Source organism: Microcoleus sp. PH2017_08_TRC_O_A (assembly GCF_020738665.1).
Classification (GTDB): Bacteria; Cyanobacteriota; Cyanobacteriia; order Cyanobacteriales; family Microcoleaceae; genus Microcoleus.
The window spans coordinates 22,270-45,658 of sequence record NZ_JAEQCE010000011.1; the positions used below are offsets into that span (position 1 = coordinate 22,270).

A 23,389-nucleotide genomic window follows, 5' to 3' on the forward strand; every position below is an offset into this window, starting at 1 on the left:
AGAGGGCATACAAGTGTTAAGAAGGTTGTCACTTTCTTAAACTCTACCCTGTACTAGCTTGCTTTTTATTTAGGTACACTAAAACTAGATAAGTACCTTACCTGTTGTTTCAGTTTGTCTGCGGGACTCCACATATTCAATGGTAATGTAGGGATTGACAAGTACCTTACCTGTTGTTACTATACATTTATGCACGCCAAAGTCAGCGCTGGCGTTAAAGGGTCATCCATAAAACTACCCCTTTTGTTGTCCAAAACTAACTTGAAAGCGCCTTGAACCGAATGCTCGCAAAACTTTCGCAGATTGGCGTTAGCGGGCATACAAAGAAACAAACCAAACCCCGCCCCCTCTGACTCGCAATCTTCTGGGGCGGGGTTTGGCACTCACAAATAAATGGAGATTTCCTCTATGTTCGCAGATTACGGGCAGCCATCGCCAGCCCAACCCAGCTTTGTCGAAATACCCAACCCTTGCGTCAGCACCACAATGGGACGCATCGAAGTAACGGACATTCGTTCGGAAACCGTCACCGGTCGCTTGCTGGATGACCAAGACAACCCGGTTCTCGAATACGGGCACCCAGTTTACATCTGCGTCCGCAAGTCGGAGGTCATATGTCCCACAGAACAAGCCAACATGATGAGTTGGTGGGAACTGGGGGAACAAGCGATTACTGGATATACGACACCCAAAAAATATTCCCTGGAATCTCTAATCAACCGATTGGATGGACTCAATTTCGATGAACTCTACGCTTTGCGAACCTTCATTTGTTTGGAAAGCGATCCATTCCAAGCGTATTCGGGGAGCGTCAACAACGATTTATCGCACTTGCAGCCTTGGTTTCCGACAGTGCGAGTTCTTTGTCGTGTCGAACAAAACCAGTTAGCTGCTGCGTTGTGTACTTGCATCGTGGTTGCAGGGTCTAATCAATCCGAAACTGAAACTGCACCCGTACCAGGAAGTGGGAGGAACGATTAATTCTTGAGTTGATAGAAGATGCCGTCTCAATTTTTCTTTGATTCTGGTTAATGGGTTGAGTTTTTTTATAGGGCAATTATGCAACCTACAACTAATCACCCCCCCCAGAATATCTGGAACATCCCCCACACGACTAATCCCCTAGAACGAGTAGGAGGCTCGAATTATGACAACAAACTTTGATGTTGGGTTGGTAACGCCACCAAGTTTCACGCCGCAATTGGTTTATTCGCAAAATCTGGATTTTGTGCCTAGTCCAGACGATACTTTACCTTCGCTCATCAGGGGTGTGGACAGTTTGCCAGCTCACTCAGATGGCTGTGAACGGGTAAGGGTAATGGTTTTTGGATCGAGCTACGGGGTGACATACACGATTCGCTGGCTTTACAGACTACAGTTCGCTCATATCAGCGAGTGGAGTTTCCTTATGCCTGCTCCAAGTGAGGGTGAATTTATGAGCATTCTTACTAAGCGAATCCCATTGAATTCAACTAACTAATTGGCATAAAACTTGGTAACAACTTCTTCCGCAAAGCTGGCGATAGTTTTATCTGTATCAAAAGCGATCGCCAGTTTCTTCCATCAGATACCCGCGAGGAATGATTATGACCAACGGCAACGGGTCTAACAGTAATGGGTCTAACGGCGTGTCGCCTAACGGTGATACGCCCCAACCAGATCCCATACAAAAGTTAACAGAATACGTCGAATCTGTGGAGATTTCCTTGGAAATCCAGGAAGATAAGACAGATGCCATTGAAGATCAAGTGGCAAGTCTTACCGAGCAGATAACTGAGTTAAAACAACAAGTGAAAGACATATATGGAGATGAAGAGGACTGGAAACGAATGTCAAAGACTTGACGGACTTATCGCGCGCCGCCAGCAGAAAAACCGATTGCAACGGTCTAAGCTAGAGCGAACCAAGCGCTTGCGAGATGAAGCTGCCTTGGGTAGACCTTTGAGAAAGTCTCCAATCCTTGACTTCGTTGATGATTTGGTACACCGTCCGCCCAACCAAGAGCAGATGCGCCAGCTTAAGGAACTACTTCTAGAAGAACAGAAGGCGATCGCTCAACTCATTGCCCTAATTGATCGGCACCTAGAGTAGCTGTCTACCGTTCACGTTCATAGCCCAGCGACCCCCCTGCTGGGCGAGTTTTGTTTTTTGTGGATGGTAGGCGATCGCGTTCGGGGATTCTTGATCTCGATCGGCAAACGAGCGGCATGGATTAGCTGCGAATTGGGTGAGTTCCCGACAATCGTGCCAGATTTGACAGTTAGGATGCCTGCTCTCAAACACACTCCATTCATTGCTAATTGAGCTGTACAATCATGTTTTATGAGTTGCCATAAGTTCAAGGTAAAATCAGAAACATTAAGCGAATTACCAACAAAATTAATCCGGCAATTTGAGGCTGTCAGATATTCCTAAACCAGCGATTGGTTTATGATAGCAAATGTTAGTTTCGGCAAAGGAGTTAGCGACGAAGTTAATTGTACATTTTTTACGGGAATGCAAGATGATACAGAGCGACAATTTTTACGAAAAGCAGTGGCTCAAGCAAGAACTATTGAGGGTAAAGCTATTAATTTTAGCGATAAATTTGGGCATCTGAGAGAGATTCAATATTCAAGATCCAATTGCCGTCAGTGCTCAATTGATGAGCTCAATTTCTAAGTATTTGGAAGCATCTATGACATCCCAGTCACTGTCATCATCGGGGAACAGCGATATATGGCGGCTTGACGGAGTAACAACATCCTAAACCTCCGATTTACTTAGCTTAGCATAAAAGCGGATTGACTCCAAGAATGATTGTAGCTTATTGATAGCTAAGAATGAGAATAATTAGAAGAGCGATCGCCCTAAACGATGGGAACATCCCGATTTGGAAGTTTAATATTTTTCTAAAATCGGAATACTCTCTTAAGATCGCCCATCAACTTGCCTGCTAAAATAATGAAGTACATTTATACCCCAACTTTTCCAAATTCTTCCAATTCATCAACTCAATAGTCTCCAACTCAGAAACACTCAACTCATCTTGCCAAGCATTAATTCTGTCACTCCCAACCGGCTCTAAAGTATTCGGATGCCACACCATTTGATTCGGCGGAACTAAACCTGAATCAGCATTTTTTTGATAAAAGTCCAACATTGATGACTGAAAATCTACCCCAACCCACTTGCAGATTTTAGCCAACTGTGCTGACGGCTCCCTCACCAAATCTTCGTAAGAAACTAAATAAAATTGCTCCCATTTTTGATGATATTTTTCAATAATTTTAACAACTTGATTCCACTGGTGCGTCAGTCCCGCTATCGTTTTTATCCCCGGCCACACTTCCCCCCTTTCTTGCTCTCTTGCTACTAATTTTTTAACAGAACTGTAACAAGCCCGAAAATCTCGGACAATCAAAATCACCTTAACACCCGGAAAATATCTCCTGATTTTTCCTAATTGATAAATGTGAAAAGGATTCTTGTCTCCCCAAATCGAAGCTGTCGGGTAAAATTGCTGGCGGTAAGTTTCATAAACCGTAGAAACTGCTCGACCGTAACTTAATTGCTGGTTATTTGTCAAGTTATTTAATAAAAGTTTTTTGTCAACATTCCACTCCCAAAACCTGTGAAAATTGTTGTTGTAAAGGTCATTTAAAAATTCTTCAATTTGAGGCAACAAGTCCTTGACAGCGCCGTATTTAGACTCTAGTGCCACAAAGAACAGACTTTCAGGGGGAATGCAGATATCTGGATGCGCTGTGAGCATTAAACGTAGGAGAGTTGTCCCCGAACGTTCGGCTCCGAGTACAAAAATCGGACTTGATGCGGTTGATTTGTTGCTGAGTAAATTAGCATTCGCACCAAAAAAATTGCTCTGCTCTACTTTATCCTTAACTTGCTTTGAACGCAACCGAAATTGACCTTGAACTTCCACTCCCAACTCCAATTTATCGGCAAGCCCGCGGCGTTGCAGCGCCTGTTCGACAGCGGTGCGGCACAATAATATTTGCTCGACTCGATGCTGGCGGGAAAAATTGTGTCGGTGGATGCGATAATAGTAAAGCGGTTTGTCGAGTTTTCTAATTTCTGTAACTTCACTCAGTCGCAAACACAATTCATAATCAAAAGCGCTGGCAAAATTGGGGTCAACGCCACCGCAAATATTGTAAGCCGATCGCCGGATTAAGCGGAAGTGAAAGACGATCGGATCTACTAACAGTTGTTCTGGCGAATAGGGGATTTTGCAGAGTTCACCTTCGCCGCTTACGCAGTCGTTTTCGTCGATGGTTAAATAGTTGGTGTAAACCACTCCAACTTGCGGGTTGGCATCTAAGATAGGGACTGTTTCTGTGAGTGCTTTTGGTGCCAGCAAATCGTCGCTATCCACGCAGCCAAAGTAGGGAAATGCACTTTGTCTGATAGCACCCATGAGGGAATAGCTGACGCCTCGGTGTTCGGCGGCGAGGGCTGTAATTCTGGAGTCGAGTTTGGCGTAGCTGCGCGCTATGTTGAGAGAGTTATCTGTGGAACCGTCGTCCCAAATTATCAGTTCAAAGTTGGGATATGTTTGGGCAAGAATGCTTTCTATGGCGGCACCTAGATAGCATTCTCGGTTGTAGACTGTCATCACAATGGAAACATGAGTCATACGATTTTAGATTTTGGATTTTAGATTGGGGATTTGGAATTGAGGCTTTTGGATTGGGATTGGTAATTTTGGACTGAAAAATTGATGATATCGAGCGTTACTCTCAACTCTTAACTCTCAAGCTTTAACTATCAACTATCAACTGTTTCTTTCTGCTTGCGCTTGTACAGAAAAAACCGACTCACAATATCTACTTCCAATTCAAATCTCTCGCTCAACCCGCGCCTGTGAAGTGCTTGGGAAATCGCTGACTGAGATTCAAGAATTTGGTCGAGTTGCTGTTCGACTGTATTTTGGGAATGCTGGCGGTAGTAGTAAAGGGGTTTGTTGAGGTGATGAAATTGGGTAATTTCTGAAAGTCGCAGACAGAAATCGTAATCTTCGGCGCGGTTAAATTCGGAGTTTATGCCACCTATTTGGTTGTACAATTGATAGCGAAATAGGCGGAAGTGGAAGGTCATAAAATCTACTAACAGCCTATCTGGAGAGTAGGGTATTTGGCTGCGGTGTCCCAATCCTTTGATTTGACTTTTTTCATTAATTATTAGACAATCGGTGTAGACTACTCCGATTTCGGGCTGCGCGTCTAATACGGCTGCGGTTTCTTCAAGGGCGGTGGGTGCGAGCAAGTCGTCGCTGTCTACCCAGCCGATGTATGTTCCTTTGCACATTGTATGAGCGGCTTTGAGGGCAATTCCTCGACCTTCGTGGGGGGCGGCGATTACTTGAATTCGGGTGTCTTGCTGTGCGTATTTGCGGGCGATGGCGACGCTGGAGTCAGTGGAACCGTCGTCCCAAATTATCAGCTCAAAGTTGGGGTAAGTTTGGGCGAGAATGCTTTCTATAGCGGCGCCGAGGTATTGCGATCGATTGTAGGTGGTGGTAATGATGGAGATTAAGGAGGTCATTGGGGAATTTCAAGCAGTTGGAGAGCGATCGAGCTTTCGGTAAAATATTTTGATGTTTTTATGCAGAAGTTTGAAGGCTGATTTTATGGTTAAATAGATGTTAGCACTTGTTGAGATAAATTGACACATCTCTTAAATTCACCCATTAAATAAAACCGTTAAAGTCTAGTCAAAGGAAGGGTCTGTATACCATTTTTTAGGCTTTCGTACCATTGCATTACTTGCTCGTGTTCCTCAACTAACTCAGGAGAAGCTCCTTCTTTTTGGTAATCTAGGTACGAATCATTGTGCTGAAATTCACAACTAACGTAATAGCCTCGCGGTAAAGTCTTCCAATAAGTTGCTTCCCAGGGTTCCAAGACATTCCAATTTTCAGTTCCTGGGATATGTCGCTCCTTAAAAATCAAGTAGTCTAAACTCAACAATTGCTCTATGATTTCTCTCTGGGTACTGAGAATTCCATGTTCATAATAAGGGAATGACCCACGAAAATTCATAATAAAAAACTTATTCCAATCAGGGTGAGCCATTGCTTCCCATCTAGCACCTCCTTGAGGAGTTAAATAGTAACTTGCTACAAGTCTTCCAATTAAGTGGTCTTGAATTCCTGCCCTGGTTAAGACAACATCTGAAGCTGGTTCGGTGTCGTATTCATCGGTAAACACCATTGCTTTAATGTCACCTCTCTGAAACAAAGAATCCGCTGCAAGAACTACTTCAGCCTGAGATAGCTGCTCTGAGTGTGCAAAACTGATTAGTGCCTCCCATTTGCATATTACAAACTTAAGCATCAAGTATTCGATTTTGAGGTTCGGACTTTTTGCTAATGCTGCGGAATAGTTAATTTCTGCTTCACACTGCTTAAAGTAGTTTGCATACCATATTCTAGTGCTAGAATACCAGTTATCTGCTTGTTTTTCTAGTTCAATTAACTTGGGATCGCGCTTAGCAGATTCATCAAATTCAACGCTTCTAGTTTCATACCGAACTTGGTAACCAATAGGAAGTGTTTTCCAATAAGTAGGTTGCCAAGGAGTCAATGTTTCCCATGATTCTGTACCAGGAATAATACAGGCACGGGTATTTCCACGATCTATTAAATGGTACAAGGCTAAATATGTTTCTAACAATTTACGGTCAGCGCTGCCAAGGAAATTCCCATATCCTGTCCAATACAAATTCCAATTCGGTTGAGAAAACGACTCCCATTTTTCTCCTCCTTGAATTGTCAAAAAGTAGAACAGATTTATTTTTTGATGAATAGCTAAGTCAATTTCAGATTTTGAAGGGATAAAACCTCTATTAACGCCGTACTCATCGAAATCTGATGGAGTAGTTGCTAGCAAGTCTCCTTTTTGAAAGAGACCATTTAATACATCAGTAATTTCGGCTACGGTGAGATTGAGGGGTGCGCGATTGATGGCCAGGTATCCGTATTGCTCATCAGGAACAATCCAACTGAAACCAATCACTTCTGTAACAGCAGTATCTAGGAACCAATACTCTAATTTGTTCATTAGGACCCTCGATTGTAATATTTCTTACCTGCTTTATCTTTAATGTTCAGAATAGCAAATCGGTTTACTAAGTCGGGAGGATTTCCTTCTTTACAACATTTACATTGAGCTATAGAGCCAGCACTTTTCTTTGGGAGAAGGTCTTTTATATAAACGTTGTAATGACTAGCATCTGTAGGATTTTTACATTGAAACTTATCCGCTGAGTCGCCTTTTCCCTCCTGAGGCTCAAGCTCTCTATAATCTTTGATCAGAGGATGCTTTCCTCTAAAGTTCTGGATAGCTTGAGCAGCAGAGGAAGCACTTGTATCTTTATACCCTCCAAAAGGCAAATCATTTGTCACCAAATCACTACACTTATCATATGAGCTGAATGGTGGAGTGTCACAGTCTGGACAATTGCTATCTTTCTTTTTGGGTGTTCTAGTTGGAGAGGCTGACTTTGGCGCTGATGCGGGGGCTGGTGCAGGGGCTGGTGAAGGACGAGGATTTGGTCGATTAAGCGGTGGAGTAGTCTGAGTTCCCTGTGGTCGAATCAACCCTCTACGTCGCCGTTCCTCAAACAGTCGATCGTCCTGACCAGCAGGCAAAGGATTCAGCAATCCACCACCACCAGGAGGCGCAAGTAATATACCCGCACCACCCACGCCAGGTAAAAGCCTCAAAAAGGGAATCAAACCTCCCGCAGGTGCAGCCACAGGTATCGCTGTAGGTATCGGTGTAGGTATCAACTCTCCCGACGGGTCAGTATAATTAGTCGGACTATTCTCCACATACCGATACAAATTAGCATCCCCACCCGCAAACCCAACAGTATCCTCACTAATAAACCTCCCCACCTGCGGGTCATAATACCTCGAATTATAATAATAATTCCCCGTCTCAGAATCCAACTCCCGCCCCGTAAAACCAAACCGGAAACCCACACTCGAATTAGTTTGACTCCTCACCTTCCCAAAACTATCATAACCAATCCGATTCTGAATCACCCCATTAGAATCAACCAAATCCCGCACAGTTCCCAGATTATCAGTCAGCGGCCACAACACGCTACCGCCAGCACTTTCATCCGCCAAAATCTGGTCAGTTTGCACCCCATACAAATAACGATGCGTTTGATTTCCACCCCCATCAAACGTCAAAGCAATCTGTTGCCCATCATAAACTAAACGCTCAACTTGAGACACCCCACTACCAGCACCATCCGCATCAACTTCTCTCACAATGCGACGATTCAAACCATCATAACTATACTGAGCCGACTTAATTACAGAACCGCTACCATTCTTACCAACAACCTGAGTTAAACGGTTCCGATAATCCCAACTATACTCAGTCACCTCACCCGTCACAATATCAGTCCGCTTCCTGAGATTCCCCTCACCATCGTACTCGTAATTGTAAACACCATCCGACTGCAACTGATTGTTACTTCCAGTTTGATATCCAGAACTACTTCTATTCCCATTATCATTATAACTGTAACTCTCATCACTCTGAGAACTGTAATCTGCACCAGTCAACTGGTCTCGCTTGTCATAACTGTAATTTGTACTACCATCAGGCGAAGTAAATCCAGTCACCCGATTAGCAAAATCGTAAGTCCAAGCATAATTAGCTAACGTCACATTCCCCTTACCATGACTCAACCGAGTTAAACGACCCACACTGTCATAAACATACTCGCTTTTCGCCACCAAACCCGTCCCATTCAAATCGCTGTAACGAGTAACATCCTGAGTTTTACCCGCAGCATCATAACTCAAATCCACCCGCTTGGAACTTACCCCATTTCCGCTTTGAGTAATCCGAGTCACCCGGTTCCCGTCATCATAAGTAAAAGACTTCGTTCCCCGCAATTGACCGTTAATTGTATCCGTCACAGAAATCGGATTATTAACATTATTGTAGGCGTACTTCAACAAAACATTTGGCACATTGGGAGTTCCCGCATTATCAACAGTTTCCAAATTGCCAGCCAAATCGTAAGTCAAAGTATAAGTTGCATCGGGGTCGCTAATAGTTTTAAGTTGACCTGCTGCATCGTAAGTTGAAGTAATTGTCCGAATCGGAGTATTAGCAGAATTGAGCCATTGTTCCTCTTTGGGGCGGTTGAGTTGGTCGTAAACAAACTTGCGAGTGCGGTTATTTCCGTCTTTAGCTGTTATCAAATTGCCTGCGGGGTCGTAGGTGTAGTTGCGAGTTCGGTTTAACGGTTGATTGGTTTCAGTTTTGAGGCGATTTAATTCATCGTAGGTGTAAGTTGTTTTGTTGTTAGTCGGGTCGGTGAGAGAACTGACATTGCCGACTGAATCGTAGGCTGTAGTTGTGACTTTGTTGAGAGCATCTGTGACTGTTGTTTGACGGTTTAAAGCGTCGTAAGCGTAGCGAGTGGTGTTGCCCAAACCGTCAGTGACAGAAGTAACGTTGCTGTTAACATCGTATTCCGTAGAAACTTTGTTGCCGATGGGATCGGTGACGGAAGTAGTTCGGTCTTTTGTATCGTAAGTATATGTGGTTTTTTGACCCAATTCGTTGGTGAAAGCGAGGAGGTTGCTGTTGGCGTCGTAGGTAGATGCTGTGGTATGATTGAGAGCGTCTTTGCTGCCAATTTTGCGATTTAGAGCGTCGTAATTGTATTCGACGGAGTGGTTGAGGGCGTCGGTAATTTTAGTTTGATTACCAGCTTTGTCGTAAGTGTAGGTAGTAGTATTGAGTTTGGGGTCAGTGACAGTTTTTTGGCGATTTAAAGCGTCATAGGTAAAGGAAGTCTTGCGAAGTAGCGGGTCAGTAACCGATTTGAGAGTGCCACCTTTATTGTACTCGGATGTTGTGACATTATTGAGTGGATCGGTGATTTTAGTTTGACGATTAAGAGCATCGTAAACGTATTGAGTCTTGTTAGTATTAGGGTCAATTTCAGCAGTAACATTCCCAACCTTATCGTACTCAGTTTTGCTCGTACTAGCAAGAGAAGTCTTTGCCCCTTGAGTAACATCCGTCCGCCTTCCCAACGAGTCATACTTATACTCAGTCCGGTTGTTATTAGCATCGATTTGAGCCACCATTTGATTCGTCGCATCATACTCAAAATGAGTGATTTTACCAGTAGCATCAACCTCTCGAATCAACCCCGGATGTTGTGTACTTTATTATATCAAGCTTTTCCTGGCTCTCCAAACAACTACCGCAAAAGAGGGAGAATAGAATGATTTCTCATATTCCGATCGTTCTCCTTAAAAGTATAGTAAGGACGCACTCGACAGTTGCTCGATGTAGAGTTACACTATAAATGGATGCTTTGCTTAAGTGCTTAATCAGAGGATTTTAAAATGTTTATCGCAGTCTCCAGCTTAACAAACTTCTGTATAATTCGCCAGTTTTTTCACATCATTCTGATTACTGCAATCTTTTTTCTTTCTGCGTGTGACACAATAAACTCTCACTATCCCACAGCCGGTGACGCTCGTAAAAGCGAAGAATTTAAGCGCCAGCGGTTGCCAAAAATACTTCCAGATTCAGCATTTGATATTACCGAGTCTTACAACTTTGACCTCAACATAAGCAATGGCTCCTTTCGATTTGCTGCCCGTGATTCTGAATCTTTCCGTGCGCACCTCACGTGGGACCCTTTGTCTACGGCACAGGGTCTTGATGAGGAACTCGCTAAGCTTCAGCGTAATGGCTATATTTTCTACACCTTTGAAAAGTTCTCTATCGCTGTCAACTGGAAGACTTATCATGCCGTGTTCTGGCATATTTTCCCTGTTGAATATTCGTGAAGTAAGTTTAGAAAATATGTCATATCATGTCCAAGCAGTTACCCAATCAGGATGATGCTTTTACATTCAAGCTTTTAACAATTCGCTATTTTTCCCCCAAACATTAGAGATGCCATCTAAGTTTTTGTTTTAAAGATCGTAAGTCTTAATATTGAGCTGGTAAATTGGCTGGACGGAAAGGCTGACAAATTGTTTTACACGAGCCATTAGGATTATTCCTACCTCCTGTACGTCCATGAATATTAGCCACTAAATCTTGATTACAATCTTTTAAAACAAAAATAAGTGGTTCAAGTCCTTGGCGGACTTTAGGTGGCGCAGGTTTCCGGAGAAGAAAATTTTTGATGAAATCAGTATGTTCTCTGGTATCACTTATGAATTTTGCTACGAACTCACCTTCAGGGCCCAATTGAGCTGCTTCACAGTTGGCCTTACAGTGAAAATATTTATCAGCTCCTACTTTCTTCATATCCTGGAAATTTCGGATGAAAATACCCAAAGCACCTCGTCCTTGAGAACCTGTTAATGAAAAATCTACACCAGAACCTATACTTGGTGCAAATGGAGACAATTGTAGTCCTGTCGGGTCTGTTGCGTTCAAAGGCGAATTTCCAACATACCTATAGAGATTTTTATCTCCTCCTGCAAAACTAATCGGATCTTCACCGATAAACCTCCCACTAAACCCATCATAATATCTTGCCCGATAGTAAGATAACCCAACCTCCTCATCAAACTCCCTCCCAGTAAACAAATAACGACTATCAACTGCTGAATTAGTCTCAGCAACAACCCGACCAAACGAATCATAAGTCAGATGATTCACCACACTCCCACTATTATTCACCAAATCCCTCACCGTACCCAAATGGTCAGTTAACTGCCAAGTTACATTACCATTACTACCTTCCTGCGCTAAAACCTGGTCAACACCAGCACCGTGCAAGTATCGCTTATCCAAAACAGGTTGACCGCTACCAACCCCATCAGCATCCACAAAATCTAACAGAACATTATCGCCATTATAAACAAAACTCGTCACCACACCATTAACATTCTTGGCAATGCGGCGACCCAAAACATCATAGGCGAACTGCACCCGCTGAGTCTCAACATTCGACGCATTCTTATCTACAACTCCCACCAAACGATTGCGATAATCCCACTGATAATCGCGCACCTTCCCATTAGAAATCTCCTGACGGCGAATCAAATTTCCCTCATCATCATAACCGTAGTTATAAGTGCCATCCGATTGCAAACGGTTATTCACACCCGTTTGATAACTTGAACTGGTGCGAGAACTGGTACGATTGCCATTACCATCGTAACTGTACGATTCGTCAGGATTGTTCGTATTAGTGTGGTCAGCAGCAGTCAACTGATTGCGCTTGTCATAAAGGTAATTCGTTTTGCCATCAACATCAGCAATCTGAGTGATTAAACTAGACTGGTCATATTGAAAACCAAACGATGAAACAGTGCTGTTTGCAGAATTGCGGTGAGTCAAATTGGTCAGTCGATTCAAACTGTCATAAGTGTAGTTACTACCGGCGACCAATTGAGTACCGTTGCTGTCAGCATAACGGTTGATAGAGGAGAATTGACCGATTTTATTGTAAGTAAAATCTACCTGTTTGTTGCTGACTCCAGTTCCGCTTTGATTAATCCGAGTCATCCGACTGCGAGCATCGTAGGTATAATCGTTCGTACCCGCAAGTTGACCGTTAATCGTATCAGTCATTAAATCCACATTGCCAACTTTGTCATAGGTGTAATTCAGTACCACTTGAGGGGCATTGAGAGTGCCAGTATTGTCTACTGTTTTGGGGCGATTTCGACTGTCATAAGTCATCGTCAAAGTGCTAAACTTATCCTTTACAGATGTCGGGTTATCTGCTTTATCGTAGTTGTAGTTAACTATTTGGTCAGTTCCCACCCAAGTTTCAGTTTTCAAGCGGGAAAGTTCATCGTATTTAAACTGGGTAACGCGGTTATTGCGATCGGTTTGTTGGATCAGCTCATCGGCGGAGTTATAATCATATCTCGTAATTTTGCTAAGCGGATCTACCTTCCGAATCAAGCGAGAACGAGCATCGTAAACAAAGTTAGTTCGATTGTTAATTGGGTCAATAACTGAAGTCAAATTATTATCAGAATCATACCGCATCTTCTCCACAGTACCATCAGGATTAACCGTCTCCACCAAACGATTCCGACCATCATACCGATACTCAGTCCTCCTCCCCAACGGGTCAACCATCAATACCTGATTCCCATTCTTATCGTACTCGTAACTCGTCACCGGAGAACTCAACGGCCCGCTACCATCCGGGTCAGGAGCCGTCACCTTAACCAACTGATTCATAATATTATACTCAGACTCGCTACGGTTCCCCTTCTCATCAATTACCGCCGTCTGATTTCCATCACCATCATACTCAAACTGCTGCGTTGCTTCGTCGGGAGTTCCCTTAGCAAACGTCGTCTTCTTCAACAGATTCATCGCATCATATTCATACTCAGTGCGGATGCCATTTTCATCAATAACCGCCTTTTGATTCCCCGCAGCATCGTACTCAAACTGCTGCACCGCTTCATCAACAGTCCCCTTAGCAACAGTAATCTTAACCAACTGGTCTTGAGGGTTATAATCGTAATCTGTCACCCGTCCGTTGGGGTCAGTTTCAATGTCAATTAAGTTCTTGTTGGTGTACGTATAGCTAGTAACCACATCATCGCTGCCGCCCACAGCACCTACTACCTTAGTTACTTTTTTTCTGTTACCAGTAATCGGATCAATTTCGTAAAGAGTTTGGCGGCCTAATTCGTCAGTTTCGCTGGCTACCTGATTGAAAACTGGGTCGTAAGTATAACTCCGTTTGCCAGTACCGCCTCCCTGTTGGTTGAGCACAGTATTATTGAGACTGACCGCAATGCCCCTATAATCACTAGACAAAATCATGTCCAAGTCGCCATCTGAATCAACGTCTGCTAATGCCACAGATTTCTGCTCGTTGTAGGAACTAAGCCGATTATCAGTTGGACTTGCTAATATACCGCTGCCATTATTTAACATGACACTCTCTAAACCGTAACCGTAACCGGAAACAACGACATCTAAATCATTATCTAAGTCCAAGTCTCCTATAGCTACAGATGTAGGAGAAATACCAGAGCTAAGTGAGTAATTAGCTGGCGAAGTAAAAGAACCATTGCTATTACCAAACAATACAGATGCCACAGGTGTGTATGCGGGTGCGCTGTCCTGACCAGCCGTAACGATATCGTTTATACCATCTTTATTGAGGTCTCCTACAGCTACACTACTTGCTCTATAAATAGCCGTGTAATTACTTTGAGGAGCAAAAGTACCATTACCATTGCCCAACAATACTGACACCCTGCCAGTGGAAGAAGTCGCATAGGGACTTGCAGTAATAATGTCTAAGTTGCCATCCTTATTTAAATCATTCAAAATTACGGTTTCCGGTACCGAATTTAGCGGTATATCGGTTCGAGAAAAAGAACCGCTGCTGTTCCCCAAAAGCACTGATATATCGTTATAATTTGCTGTAACGATATCGTTCCTGCCATCCTTATTGAGATCTCCCACGGCTACGCTCCTAGCCGAATTACCAACAGCATAATTAGTTTGAGGAGCAAAAATGCCACTGTTATCGCCCAATAATACTGATACTCTTCCGCCTGGCGGATTTGTCTGTGCACTAGGGCTGACGGTAACAACATCATTTTTGCCGTCGCTATTCAAATCCCCTAAAGCTAAGGAGTTCGGGTTGTTACTTACAGGGGAGTTTCTGACGCCAAAAGTGCCATCGCCGTTACCCGACAACACTGATAAGCTGTTGTTATAAAGACTGACAATATCGACTGTGGTGTTATCGTTGACATCCCCTACTGCAATAGCCCAAGAGTAGTTACTTGCCAAAGAATTATACCTTTTCGGCGCAAACAACTGACCGTTGTTACTTACCGGCGTTTGAGGCGTGCCGGAAAGGGAATCAGAAATGCTTTTCACGTTCCCTTTAGCATCGTACTCGTAAGTAGTATTATTGCCCCGCCCGTCGGTTCTTTTTGTCACCAACAAATTCTGATTCCTCTCAAATGTAGGCTTATTTCCCCCTCCATCTTTTGCCGAAACAACTTGCCCGGTTTGGTCGAGAATCTGAGTAACAACCCCACCGCTACCGTCAGCATAACTCGCTTCTACCGCACCTAAAGGTTTAGCTACAGGCGCATTCAAAGGATTAGTTGTATCCTCCTTCCGGTAAAGTCCCTGCACCTGCACCGGTGCCACCTGCAACTGCGAACCATCTTTGCGAATTCCCCCGGTTGCCCTGCCCGCAAAGTCATACAAAGTTTGTTCGGAAAATCCCCGCTTGTCTACTTCCTTTGTAATGTGTCGCTGCGCGTCGTAACTGAATGTTCGCGCTTTCGTATCGGGGTCAACTATCTTTTGCAAGTTGCCAGCAGCGTCGTATTCTAACTTCGTCAACCGCCCTGCCGGGTCTTCTATTTGACTGACTTTTCCGTTGGCATAGGTCAACTTGGTAATCAACCCAGCTACGTCGATAATTTGGGACAACTCACCTGATGAATTGTAAATATATTTGGTTTCATTGCCGTTAGCTTCTTTAACTGAAACCAGACGCTTGCCAGTATTGAAACTGTAAACAGTTTTGTCAGTCAACGTGCGGGTAAAAGTACCGTTTGCCAGTTTTTCCAACTTAGAAAAATCCCCTGGAGGAGATACATAGCCTCCACCTGCTGTTGTAGATTTATCGAAGACTAATTCACCGCCGTCACCGTCAATTAACAACACTGAAGCATCGGCATTCTCTACTAATTCCTGCCATCCAGCAATCCCCCAACCGCTGCCAAAAGGACTGTTAATTCCATTCACTGAAACTAACTTATCTTTCAAATCGGCGGAAGCACCAGCAAAAATAGTACCCGTAAACCGACGGATGCCGCTGTTAATGGTATAGTCGTACTGACCCGAAGGTAAAGCACTCATATCGACTTGCAGCGCCGCATCGATCGAACCTCCACCTGCTGGCATCGACCAGAAATGTTCGCCTCCGGTTAAACCGTATTGATTGCCGGAATATCCGGGTACTTGATACTGAAATTTTCCTCCTTCTATCTTTAACTTGGCAACTAACTTTTGCGCGGCATCGGCGGGCGCGCCATTGTAGCCGAAGTGGACGATCGGTCTGGGGTCTGCTCTGAGAGAATCGTAGGTTAGAGTTAAACTGCGGCTTTCTCCCATCGATTGGTAGGGCACGAGGTCGTGAGTTTCGATTACCGCCCCGGAGTGCATTTCTACTTCAGAAGTCAACCCGCCCTTAGCTTTGCATTCGTTACATTTATCTTTAGGATTGCGGGGGTCTTGACCCGGATTTTTTGGCGAAGGCGGTGGTGGCGGGGCAAAGAAGTGCCAACTGCTGTTGCGGATGCCGCCGGAAATGGTTTCTATGGCACTCCCGTCAGCAGTAACTTTCCCCGTACCCACATTGTCAAAAAAGCCCGTTGTCGGGTTAATCGACCACAAATCCATCGTCGTGCCCGGTGCGTATCCCGCGCGGTTGGGCAAGGAGAGGGGGGCGGGAGTGGTAAACACCATGTCCCCTGGTTGAATGGTGACTACTAAGTCGGTATGCAGGTTGGGTGGCAGGGCGGCGGGGGTTAGTTCTGTGGGAACTTGGGTGATGCTGAGGTTTTCGGTGTAGGGGTTGCCTTCGGTGTCTTTGAGGGAACCGGCTTTGACAAATACGGAGGCTTTGGGAATCGCTGCGGTGGTGACGGTGGTGTCGGCGGTTGGGTTGATGGTTTTGCCGTTGGCGACATCGATCGGCGGTAGGTAAATCGGACGGGAGATGACGTTGTTAACGTTGGGGTAAACTTCGTGTTCCAGTAATAGGGGCAGTTTTTCGGCAATGTAGGGATAGTTGTCTTCGCCGGTAATGCCGTCGCCGTAAATTTGCAGGGTGTCTGGGGGCACGATGTCGGGCAGTCCCACTGCTGCCAAACCGGGGAATTCCACTCGCACAATTTCAAAGGAACCGTCGGCAGCAGTTACTGTCGGCAATTCGCCGAGTTTTATCAATACACCTGCTAAAGGTTGTTGGTTGGTGTTTTGGATGACTCCTGAAATCCGGGTGCGGCCGGGAGTGGAAGGGGTAACGTTAACTGTAACGGGCCGCGCGGTTTCCAAAACTCCATCGCTGGCAACTACCATAAAGTTGTAAGTGCCGATTTCAGTAGGAGTGGGAGAAATTTCTAAGATGCCGTTACCGGAGATTTTGCCTGTAGGTAAGGCAGTTTCCGATTTGATGGCAAAACTTACAGCATCGCCGTCGGAGTCAGTGGCGGTGAGGGGCAGTTTGAAAGTCTCTCCAACTTTAACGTTGATGGTTTGAATTGCAGGCAAGCTTGGTGCTTGATTCGCCCCGCCGGCAATCGCGGTAGCGGTGAGGGAAAATTTCTGGAAGTTGGGATTGCTGATGACTAATTCTACGGCATCTGAAATTGCCCCGGCATCCAATCCGCCGGCCGGAATTGCACGGCGTAAATTGATGTAGGGTTTGCCGCTGCTGTCGGTACCGTCGGGATTTTGCAGCGTGACTCCGGCCGGCAAATTCGGGAAAACTACTGCCACGCTGCGGCTGACGGGATTGCCCCCTGTATTTTGCACCCGTACAGATGCTTTGTAGTTGCCCGCAGTAGGGTCGAACTGTACTTGAGAAAAGTCTACTTTTAAATCGGGGGCTGCTGTCAGGTTGCTGGTATCGAGGCTGCCACCGCTGGTGGCTTTGTTTTGCGCTGCCACAAATACTGGGCTTAGGGTACCGTCTTCATCGACTGTGTTGGTGAGGCTCTTGACCTCTACGGTACTGCCGGTATCGGTATCGCTGTCGGTCAATCTGAACAGCAAATTGCCGCTGCTGCTGTTTTTCAAACTGCTTAAATCGATTTCTACGGTGTTGCCGCTGTACCGCACTCTTCCGGGTACGAATTCGGCTTTGCTACCTGCCAGGGAAAATAGGGGCGTTCCGGGAGTACCTCCATCAAGCAAGGTTTGGTTGGGGTCGGTTGGAGAAACTAGGTAAATTTGGAACAAGTCTTCAATTGCCGAAGTCGCATCTGTTTTGTCGAAGTCGGCTTTGAGTTGGAACCGCAGGGTGCGGCTGCCTTTGGCTTGCCCTAACTGTACGGGCAGTACGGCTTGGACGAGTTTGCTGTTGCGTTCGGCCAGGAGTACGGTATCTGTTGATGCTGCCGCCCAACCCGCAGTTTGGGCCGGGGCGACGGTGAAGTTGTTGGCGACTTGGAAGCTAACATTTTGAGATGTTTGGTTGCCGGCGGTATCTGTTGCTTGCAAAACAGCGGTGTGGCTGCCGGTGGCTAGAGGCGAATTCGGCAGTGAGGTGTCGAATTTGCCGTTGGTGCCCGCATTCAGGGTATTGAGGCTGCCGCCATCGACGGAGTATTGCAGGTTGGATAGATTCGTCCCGGTGTCGGCTGCCGTACCGATAAGTCTTGCCGTACTGCTGTGGTTGCCTCCGGGAATCGGTGTCAGCAGGTTGGTTTCGGGCGTCGCGGTGTCGAGGGTGAAGTTGAGGCTGAAGGTATTGGAGGTGTTGCCGGCGGTGTCGGTAGCGATGAGGCGGAGGGTGTGGATGCCGTCTCTGAGGGGATTGCGGCGGATGGTTTCGAGTTGGGCGCGACTGAGGGTGAAGCTGCCACCGCTGCCCAGCAGAGAAGTGATGTCGGCGAATTCGCTGGTGGGTGTGCCGTCGAAACCGGCGCGGAAGCTGGCGATACTGCTGCTGTCGGTGACAGTACCGCCGATCGCAGGATTGGAAGTGATGCGATCGCTATTCGATGTTCCGGTATCGTTAGTTAAGGCTGCGGAAATTGCAGGCGCTGTTGTATCGCTGGAAACTAAGCTGTTAGCGTAGGTAATAATTTGCTGTCCCAGAGGAGTGGTGCGCCATTCCTTGGCTGGGTTGATAACGCTACTGATAGGAGTGGCGTTCCCGCTGGCACCGATAAAGCTGAAGATTAAATCGTTGTAGTCGCCGTCTGCTTGGCTTGCAGGTACGTCTTCAATTGCTACCGTGTTGCCCGTTCCTGTAACGTCAACGATGGGCATTTGGTAGTTGCTGTTGGCAGAATTAGCTGGAACGATGGAGAACATGGGGCGGTGTTCGGGAAACAAATCCCACAGCCATTGGTTGTTGTAGGATATTTGTACCGTGCCGTTGGGAACCAGCATGACTCCAAAAGTATCTCCCGGTGTCATGGTGAAGGTTTTGGCACCGGTGTAGGGCCCGGAACCCCAATTGTATTCTCCTGGCATCGAACCGCTGAATTTTGCGCCTTCGGTAGAGTCGCGGAGGACGATGTGGCCTAAAGTGGAACTTGTAAGGGCCCGGCGGGATGCTTCCAGGACGAAGGCTTCCGAACCGGGGACTAAAGTTTCCATCCCTGAGAGGCTGAAAATGGCCAGTTCCCCTTGGTAGTAGCCGCCGTCAAATAGGTAGTCCAGGCTGACTTGTCCGCTGGTACCGACTTGGAAAACTCCAATGGGCAAATTGCTGTTTTTTGCCTGTCGCTCGGGGGCGGATGTGTTGGGGATTTGGCTAAAACCGATGCTGCTTGCTTGTATTTCTAATTTTTTGCCCGTTAAGATGTCGCTGTCGCTGCTGGTTAAGATGTTGCTTTTGTCGCCGGTTAAGACATTGCTGCCTGCTAAGTTTGAGGGCGAGGCATTTGGGGCTGTACCCAAGAGTTGCGGTTGTGTTAAAAATTGTTCAAAACTCTTGCTGTCTTCAACTTTTTGTGATGTGAAAAAATTGATGGTGGATGTTTGTGAAACTGCGACGGGAATGCTGTTGGGAGTGCCGGCAATACTGCCGGAAGTTAGTGGATTTCCTGACGTTAATAGATTGGTTGCCGTTAATTCCGCATTAATTTCAAATGGCTTTTGCAGTGGCAATAAAACGTCTTGAAAATTCTTCATATTTCCTCGCACCCTTTTAGCAGTTAACCAAAATCGAAAACGAAAATTTAACTGGGAAGTAAAACTTCACCACAGACAAGCGCAGCTCGATCCAGCTCCGTTTGTGGCGAAACTGACGCTAGCTACCGATGCGTTACATCCTGTAAATGTACTCTCTTTTTTTTCTCTGTCGCAGATTGTATACTGCTCTGAGTTTTATTTATTCAAAACAATAAGTTAAGAATTGTGAACATAAACTGTGAGATGTAAAATTATTGCTTTTATAGCTAAAAATTGTAGAGCGGTAAAAAATTATGGTATAACTTGCGATCGAATTGCACAAAAAGTGAAATTTGATTGTACAAAGCGCGAACAGTGTTTTAGCAACCGCTTCACTAATGATTAATGGCTCTTACCCTTCACCCCAATTGGATCGTGGGCGGTAAACAGCGATCGCAGTCCTAGGCGTACAGATACTATCTGTAGGGCGCACGGCGCGCACTTCGGCGGCACAAATAGTGTAAAAGTCGATCGGGCTGCGTAACTCCCAACTCAGTAAATAAGGATGGGGCATATGCTCGGTCAAAGGCTGCGCCACCAAAGCTTTCCACTAATAGATGTGGAGAGCTTAAAACCAATAGATGTGGAGAGATTAAAACCAATAGATGTGGAGAGCTTAAAACCAATAAATATGGAGAGCTTAAAACCAATAAATATGGAAAGACTAAAAGTTTAAGAACGTTCGGATCGCTAATTTGACTAAATAATAACTGTTGAGGAATTTATGACGACAACTTTGGTTTCTACAAATTCGGCTGGCGAACTTGCTTTTGCTGCTTCTTTATCTTTTTCTATCTCTGCCAGTGGACGATTTGTGGCTTTTGATTCTTTCGCTTCCAATCTCGTAGCGGGCGATACGAACAACACAGCCGATATCTTTATACGCGACTTATTAAGCAATACCACAAATCGCGTTTCGCTTTCTGGAACTGGCGAACAGGGAAACGGTATTTCCTCGCTGCCTTCAATTTCTAACAACGGACAAATTGTAGCCTTTCAATCTTTAGCATCCAATCTTGTAGCAGGAGATACGAATAACCGAGCTGACGTTTTCGTGCGGGATTTGCAAGCCAATACTACGAATCGCATTTCTGTTTCTGGAACGGGAGAACAGGGAAACGGAAATTCTGTTTCTGCCCCTTCTATCTCAGAAGCCGGGAGATTTGTGGCTTTTGTTTCGGACAGTTCCAATCTGGTATCGGGGGATGGGAATAATCTTCCAGATGTTTTTGTGCGGGATTTGCAAACCAATACTATTACTCGTGCCTCTGTTTCCGCAAGTGGCGGAGGTACTGATTCTTTCGAGGTTCCTGCTATTTCTGCTAACGGGCGATTTGTAGCTTTTGAATCGGGGGTATCCAGCTTAGTGCCGGGGGATGCGAATAGTGTCAGCGACATTTTCGTGCGGGATTTGCAAGCTAATACTACGAATCGCGTATCTGTTTCTGGGACGGGAAGTGGGGGGAATGCCGGTTCTTTTACTCCAGCAATCTCTGCTAACGGGAGGTTTGTCGCTTTTGAATCTGCTGCTTCTAATTTAGTAGGGGGAGATGGAAACAATAGTAGAGATATTTTTGTGCGAGATTTGCAAGCTAATACTACTGTCCTCGTTTCTGTGTCTGCGACTGGCGATATCGCTAACGGCGATTCAAAGCATCCCTCTATTTCGGCAGATGGCTGATTTGTGGCGTTTTCTTCTGAAGCTTCTAACTTAGTACCGGGAGACACGAACAACCGCAGCGATATTTTTATGCGCGATTTGCAAACTAATACTACTAATCGCATTTCTGCGGATGCTGCTGGTGATATCGCTAACGGTATTTCTTTGCTTCCTGCCCTGTCTAATAACGGCAAGCGAGTAGCGTTTTATTCGCTGGCTAGCAATCTGGTTCCGGGGGATACAAATAACGTTTCAGATATCTTTGTTTTTGACTTTGATAGCGTTTATAATACAGTCGGGGGTACGCCTAATAACGACACTCTAACTGGCAGCAACGGCAGCGATATTATTAATGGTCTTGGTGGGGATGACGTGTTGAGTGGCTTGCAAGGCGATGATGTTTTGAATGGGGGTGCAGGAAACGATAATTTATCTGGCGGTAGAGGGAACGATTTGCTTAGAGGCGGGCTTGGTAACGATACTCTGACTGGTGGGGCGGGGCGGGATACTTTCGTGTTGGGTGTGGGATTGGGGGCTGATACGATTGTTGATTTTACTAAGGGTCAAGATTCAATTCAATTAGCCAAGGGTTTGAATTTTGGAAAACTGTCGATATCGGCTGGAAATAATGCTACATTAATTAGATTGGCGAGCAACAATCAATTGATAGCGACCCTAAATGGAGTTGCTGCGAATGCGATCGGGCCTAGAGATTTTAATTCGGTTGAGTTATGAGGTGTGAAACTTCAATTTCTGAGGTGTAAGCGTTTGGGCAATTTAGAATCGAAGGGTCGAAATTGCCCGATGCGCGATCGGACTTATCGTCGCCATTTTTCATCCAACAAGTAAGTAAGCTGGGACGCATCTAAATTTTACAATCAAGTTTGATGAAATTGTAGAGCGAGTTCACTCTTGATGCGCCTCAACTGCGATCGATAAATCAACAAGTCAGCCCGCCGTTCTTCCAAGCAAGAAAGCCCCGCAGATAAAGCAACATCAAAGACAAGGCGGGCTGAGTTTTTCCCCGCACAACTCCATCAATGCTCGCCAGTTCACCGCGCTTGAGCAACGCCGTATTTAAGCCACATTGTCAACTATTCTCCTAAAAGCAGGTTTGTAGGTGCACCCGCTAACACAACTCATTCTAAAGGCGTTACTTCCGATTGGGAATGCTCCGCTCGCGTGCGATCGTCAAACTACATTCGGCCACCGCTAGCAGCGGGTTCGCTGCAACTCAATCTTCCTGCGGGTAGAACAGGTTGCCCTGATGAAGCCACGCCCGAGAAGCCGGATCTCGCCGCTTGCTCCATTCCCTAAAAGCAGCGCTGCCGCCTAAAGCAGCATTTTCAATAGTTTCGGCACTCACTCCCAGCCGTTTTGCTAAATCGGCAGCTTTTAGGGGTCGCAGCTTCATTGCAGGCTGCCCTGCTGCAAAATGAGGCGGGGAACTTTTGAATTGGCGTTGAATTCCCGCTTCTAAGGCTGCAACTCGCCCTTGCAAACCAGCAATTTCTGCTTGCAGTCGGGCGAAATTTTCCCTCGTTTCGGAAGCTACTGCTTCCGCAGAAAGCGCTGGGGCTGTTTCAAAGAATTGCTTGATGATTTTGACGAGCGCGGCACTTTCGGTCAAAGACTCCTCTGTCATGTAGTCGCGCAACTTTTGGTGTTGCTCTGCTGGTAGGTACCCCACAATTCTGAAGTTCTTGGTTGCCATCGGCTCTCTGGTTCGGGATAGTAGTTGCTGGTGGCGAGCTTGTTTGCTGAACCAGAGAGCCTTCACTGCTGGCGCTCCCCCGAT

General features: G+C 45.7%; 13 protein-coding genes. 7 read left to right on the plus strand and 6 right to left on the minus strand.

Annotated features, from left to right (window positions below; all coding sequences use genetic code 11):
• The first annotated feature begins 408 nt into the window (after positions 1–408).
• The 4 genes from JGK22_RS04705 (at position 409) to JGK22_RS04720 (ending at position 2,661) form a co-directional block, all read left to right on the plus strand.
• Positions 409–981 (plus strand): hypothetical protein, encoded by a 573-nt coding sequence (locus JGK22_RS04705; RefSeq protein WP_293205381.1) that lies wholly within the window; start codon positions 409–411, stop codon positions 979–981.
• A 605-nt stretch (positions 982–1,586) separates the two neighbouring features.
• On the plus strand, positions 1,587–1,844 hold the full coding sequence (locus JGK22_RS04710; RefSeq protein ID WP_293205379.1) for a hypothetical protein: 258 nt from the start codon (positions 1,587–1,589) through the stop codon (positions 1,842–1,844).
• Between the two features lie 34 nt (positions 1,845–1,878).
• Positions 1,879–2,091: a hypothetical protein gene (locus tag JGK22_RS04715; RefSeq protein WP_293205377.1), complete on the plus strand. Its 213-nt coding sequence runs from the start codon at positions 1,879–1,881 to the stop codon at positions 2,089–2,091.
• A gap of 339 nt (positions 2,092–2,430) precedes the next feature.
• Positions 2,431–2,661 (plus strand): hypothetical protein, encoded by a 231-nt coding sequence (locus JGK22_RS04720; protein ID WP_293205373.1) that lies wholly within the window; start codon positions 2,431–2,433, stop codon positions 2,659–2,661.
• A gap of 274 nt (positions 2,662–2,935) precedes the next feature.
• Here JGK22_RS04720 and JGK22_RS04725 read toward each other — a convergent pair whose 3' ends face one another.
• From JGK22_RS04725 to JGK22_RS04740, 4 genes are all read right to left on the minus strand, one after another.
• Positions 2,936–4,636, minus strand: a complete 1,701-nt coding sequence (locus JGK22_RS04725) for a sulfotransferase (protein ID WP_293205371.1) — start codon at positions 4,634–4,636, stop codon at positions 2,936–2,938.
• A gap of 131 nt (positions 4,637–4,767) precedes the next feature.
• Positions 4,768–5,544, minus strand: a complete 777-nt coding sequence (locus JGK22_RS04730; RefSeq protein ID WP_293205369.1) for a glycosyltransferase — start codon at positions 5,542–5,544, stop codon at positions 4,768–4,770.
• 158 nt (positions 5,545–5,702) lie between these two features.
• Positions 5,703–7,061, minus strand: a complete 1,359-nt coding sequence (locus JGK22_RS04735) for a hypothetical protein (RefSeq protein WP_293312432.1) — start codon at positions 7,059–7,061, stop codon at positions 5,703–5,705.
• Positions 7,061–10,192 carry an RHS repeat domain-containing protein gene (locus JGK22_RS04740; protein WP_293205363.1) on the minus strand — a complete coding sequence of 1,044 codons (3,132 nt, stop codon included), beginning with the start codon at positions 10,190–10,192 and terminating at the stop codon, positions 7,061–7,063. Before JGK22_RS04740 ends, JGK22_RS04735 begins: the two co-directional genes overlap by 1 nt.
• Positions 10,193–10,393: 201 nt before the next feature.
• On the opposite strand from JGK22_RS04740, the gene JGK22_RS04745 reads away from it, so the two are divergent.
• Positions 10,394–10,843 (plus strand): hypothetical protein, encoded by a 450-nt coding sequence (locus JGK22_RS04745; protein ID WP_293205361.1) that lies wholly within the window; start codon positions 10,394–10,396, stop codon positions 10,841–10,843.
• 145 nt (positions 10,844–10,988) lie between these two features.
• Here JGK22_RS04745 and JGK22_RS04750 read toward each other — a convergent pair whose 3' ends face one another.
• Positions 10,989–19,892: an FG-GAP-like repeat-containing protein gene (locus JGK22_RS04750; protein WP_293205359.1), complete on the minus strand. Its 8,904-nt coding sequence runs from the start codon at positions 19,890–19,892 to the stop codon at positions 10,989–10,991.
• Positions 19,893–20,655: 763 nt separating this feature from the next.
• Here JGK22_RS04750 and JGK22_RS04755 point away from each other — a divergent pair.
• The gene (locus JGK22_RS04755; RefSeq protein ID WP_293205357.1) at positions 20,656–21,612 is read left to right on the plus strand and encodes a hypothetical protein; all 957 of its coding nucleotides are present in this window, start codon (positions 20,656–20,658) and stop codon (positions 21,610–21,612) included.
• A 3-nt stretch (positions 21,613–21,615) separates the two neighbouring features.
• Positions 21,616–22,326, plus strand: coding sequence for a hypothetical protein (locus tag JGK22_RS04760; RefSeq protein ID WP_293205355.1), 711 nt, complete (start codon positions 21,616–21,618; stop codon positions 22,324–22,326).
• A gap of 499 nt (positions 22,327–22,825) precedes the next feature.
• Here JGK22_RS04760 and JGK22_RS04765 read toward each other — a convergent pair whose 3' ends face one another.
• Positions 22,826–23,371: a hypothetical protein gene (locus JGK22_RS04765; RefSeq protein ID WP_293205353.1), complete on the minus strand. Its 546-nt coding sequence runs from the start codon at positions 23,369–23,371 to the stop codon at positions 22,826–22,828.
• Between the last annotated feature and the right edge of the window lie 18 nt (positions 23,372–23,389).

Excerpts from the sequence above, each read along its gene's own strand:
- JGK22_RS04750 (WP_293205359.1), bottom strand. The coding sequence starts at position 19,892 with ATGAAGAATTTTCAAGACGTTTTATTGCCACTGCAAAAGCCATTTGAA.
- JGK22_RS04720 (WP_293205373.1), top strand. The coding sequence starts at position 2,431 with ATGATAGCAAATGTTAGTTTCGGCAAAGGAGTTAGCGACGAAGTTAAT.
- JGK22_RS04710 (WP_293205379.1), top strand. The coding sequence starts at position 1,587 with ATGACCAACGGCAACGGGTCTAACAGTAATGGGTCTAACGGCGTGTCG.
- JGK22_RS04730 (WP_293205369.1), bottom strand. The coding sequence starts at position 5,544 with ATGACCTCCTTAATCTCCATCATTACCACCACCTACAATCGATCGCAA.
- JGK22_RS04735 (WP_293312432.1), bottom strand. The coding sequence starts at position 7,061 with ATGAACAAATTAGAGTATTGGTTCCTAGATACTGCTGTTACAGAAGTG.
- JGK22_RS04725 (WP_293205371.1), bottom strand. The coding sequence starts at position 4,636 with ATGACTCATGTTTCCATTGTGATGACAGTCTACAACCGAGAATGCTAT.
- JGK22_RS04745 (WP_293205361.1), top strand. The coding sequence starts at position 10,394 with ATGTTTATCGCAGTCTCCAGCTTAACAAACTTCTGTATAATTCGCCAG.
- JGK22_RS04755 (WP_293205357.1), top strand. The coding sequence starts at position 20,656 with ATGACGACAACTTTGGTTTCTACAAATTCGGCTGGCGAACTTGCTTTT.
- JGK22_RS04705 (WP_293205381.1), top strand. The coding sequence starts at position 409 with ATGTTCGCAGATTACGGGCAGCCATCGCCAGCCCAACCCAGCTTTGTC.